Annotated in this window: 2 protein-coding genes, 1 tRNA gene and 1 pseudogene; 1 reads left to right on the top strand and 3 read right to left on the bottom strand. The window is 52.8% G+C overall.

Translation table 11 applies throughout. The features are described 5' to 3' along the window. Positions 1–44: 44 nt before the first annotated feature. A pseudogene (locus HWQ67_RS20705) lies at positions 45–173 on the top strand (calcium-binding protein); the annotation flags it as partial. Positions 174–175: 2 nt separating this feature from the next. On the opposite strand, the gene HWQ67_RS20075 reads toward HWQ67_RS20705, so the two are convergent. From HWQ67_RS20075 to HWQ67_RS17355, 3 genes are all read right to left on the bottom strand, one after another. After that, positions 176–787 (bottom strand): hypothetical protein, encoded by a 612-nt coding sequence (locus HWQ67_RS20075; RefSeq protein ID WP_255317339.1) that lies wholly within the window; start codon positions 785–787, stop codon positions 176–178. A gap of 2 nt (positions 788–789) precedes the next feature. Further along, positions 790–1,752: a glycosyltransferase gene (locus HWQ67_RS17360; protein WP_218253955.1), complete on the bottom strand. Its 963-nt coding sequence runs from the start codon at positions 1,750–1,752 to the stop codon at positions 790–792. Between the two features lie 52 nt (positions 1,753–1,804). Next, a tRNA-Arg gene (locus HWQ67_RS17355) sits at positions 1,805–1,881 on the bottom strand. Between the last annotated feature and the right edge of the window lie 2 nt (positions 1,882–1,883).

Raw genomic sequence — 1,883 nt, 5'->3', positions numbered from 1 at the left:
GTGATGGCCTGTTGAGTTCCTCTGAGCTGAAGGCGGCTTACTACATGCGTGAGGCCGAAACTTCCTCGCAGTTTATAATCGACAAGATGGACACCGATGGTGACGGGAAGTTGTCTGCCGAGGAGACCGGCATGTCATCCAGTGTGTTTGCATCCTACGACAAGGATTCAGATGGCTACCTGAGCCTTGACGAGTTAGTCGCTGCCAATCCGCTTGTGAAACTCGTAGAGAAATTGCTTGGCACAAACTCATCGGCGAGCTCGTCCTCGTCTGACAACAGCGGTAGCAGTAACAGTAGTAGCGATAATTCATCGTCGGGGACGTCAAGCAGCGCATCGGCTTCAACCGTAAGCTCGGCGGCATCCACTGCCAAGAGCCTGTTAAACGCAGCCAGCTCATCGTCGGGGACGTCAAGCAGCGCATCGGCCTCAACCGTAAGCTCGGCGGCATCCACTGCCAAGAGCCTGTTAAACGCAGCCAGCTCATCATCGGAGACGTCAAGCAGTGCATCGGCCTCAACCGTAAACTCGGCGGCATCCACTGCCAAGAGTCTGTTAAACACATCCGGCTCCTCAGCAGGGTCGTCAAGCAGCTCATCGTCAGCGGCAGGGTCAATCACTGCCAGTTCAACATCGTCTGCTATACAAAAACTGCTCGACTCACTTAAATCAAACAGCTCCTCCTCTGCCTCGTCCAGTGCAGGGTCAAAGAGCGTCAAGGGTCTGGTAAATATCACAGCATGATAACGGGATACATGTAATAATGGGTGGTGGCTAATATCACCCATTATTATAGCCTCCTTATAAAGTAGTACAGCACCCCACATCCGATAGATATGGCCCTGAGGGTAAGGTACAAGATTGACAAAAGCCCAATGGGTCTGTCCCTGGAAAAAGCAAGCCTGACAAATCGCAGTGTCGAAATCCCATAGACCACAGCCAAACCCCCCGAGGCATACAGCAACGGTCTGTACGCCAGGGCAATGCCCAGCGACAACAGCAAGGCAAACCCCGTCAATATCTGTAGCTTAAGACTCTGTGGCGTGTATGAATCCCTGAGCATTTTCTGTGGGTAGCGCTTGTATACAACCATCCGCCAGTAGCCGCGCCAAAACTTCTGTCGTGCGTACTTCAGTACGGAGGCAGGGTGGTTTAGGTGGTATACGATGGCGTTTGGGTTAAAGACCATCTTGTAACCTGCGGCAGAGAGCCTGTATGACAGTTCGGTGTCTTCGTTGTTGGCACATGGAAAGCCCTCATCAAAGCCGCCAATGGCCTCAAAGACATCCCTCCTGATGGCCGCACAATAGGTATCCACCATGTCTATGTAGCGGGCATTTTTCAGGAGCTCATAGCGTTCTTCAAACTCGATCTGTGCAAACCTCGACGTCAGGGAGGATTGTGCGTTTCTATAGACCCCTTTGGCAGCGACGACATCCGGGCAATCAAGAGTCCTTACCATTTCTTGTATCCACGCCTGGTCACAGACGCAATCTGAATCGGTAAAGAGCAGGATATCGCCTGAGGCATGTCTGGCGCCGTGGTTCCTTGCCGACGCTGGTCCCCTGTTAGGCTGTCGGCAGAGCTTAATCGGCAATCCCTCCAAGACCTCAACCGTTGCATCCTCAGAGCCATCGTCTACGACAATTACTTCGTAGTCGTTGCGGTCAAAGGTTTGCCCAAACAGCCCCTCCATGCACCTGCCTATGGTGGCCGCAGCATTGTAGGCCGGTACAATAACCGATACCCTCATTGTTGTGCCCTGCTTTGCATGGATTGATTTTTTAGTACAACATGGCTTAGGGTGGCGCGCCTGAAGGGACTCGAACCCCTCACCCACTGCTTAGAAGGCAGTTGCTCTATCCTACTGAGCTACAGGCGCTC

It is taken from the genome of Candidatus Magnetobacterium casense, from assembly GCF_019173545.1.
GTDB lineage: Bacteria > Nitrospirota > Thermodesulfovibrionia > Thermodesulfovibrionales > Magnetobacteriaceae > Magnetobacterium > Magnetobacterium cryptolimnobacter.
This window is presented reverse-complemented; position numbering and strand designations above follow the sequence as displayed.

What these genes read in the sequence shown, in the direction of transcription:
- HWQ67_RS20075 (WP_255317339.1), bottom strand. Translation starts at nt 787, where the DNA reads ATGGGTGATATTAGCCACCACCCATTATTACATGTATCCCGTTATCAT.
- HWQ67_RS17360 (WP_218253955.1), bottom strand. Translation starts at nt 1,752, where the DNA reads ATGAGGGTATCGGTTATTGTACCGGCCTACAATGCTGCGGCCACCATA.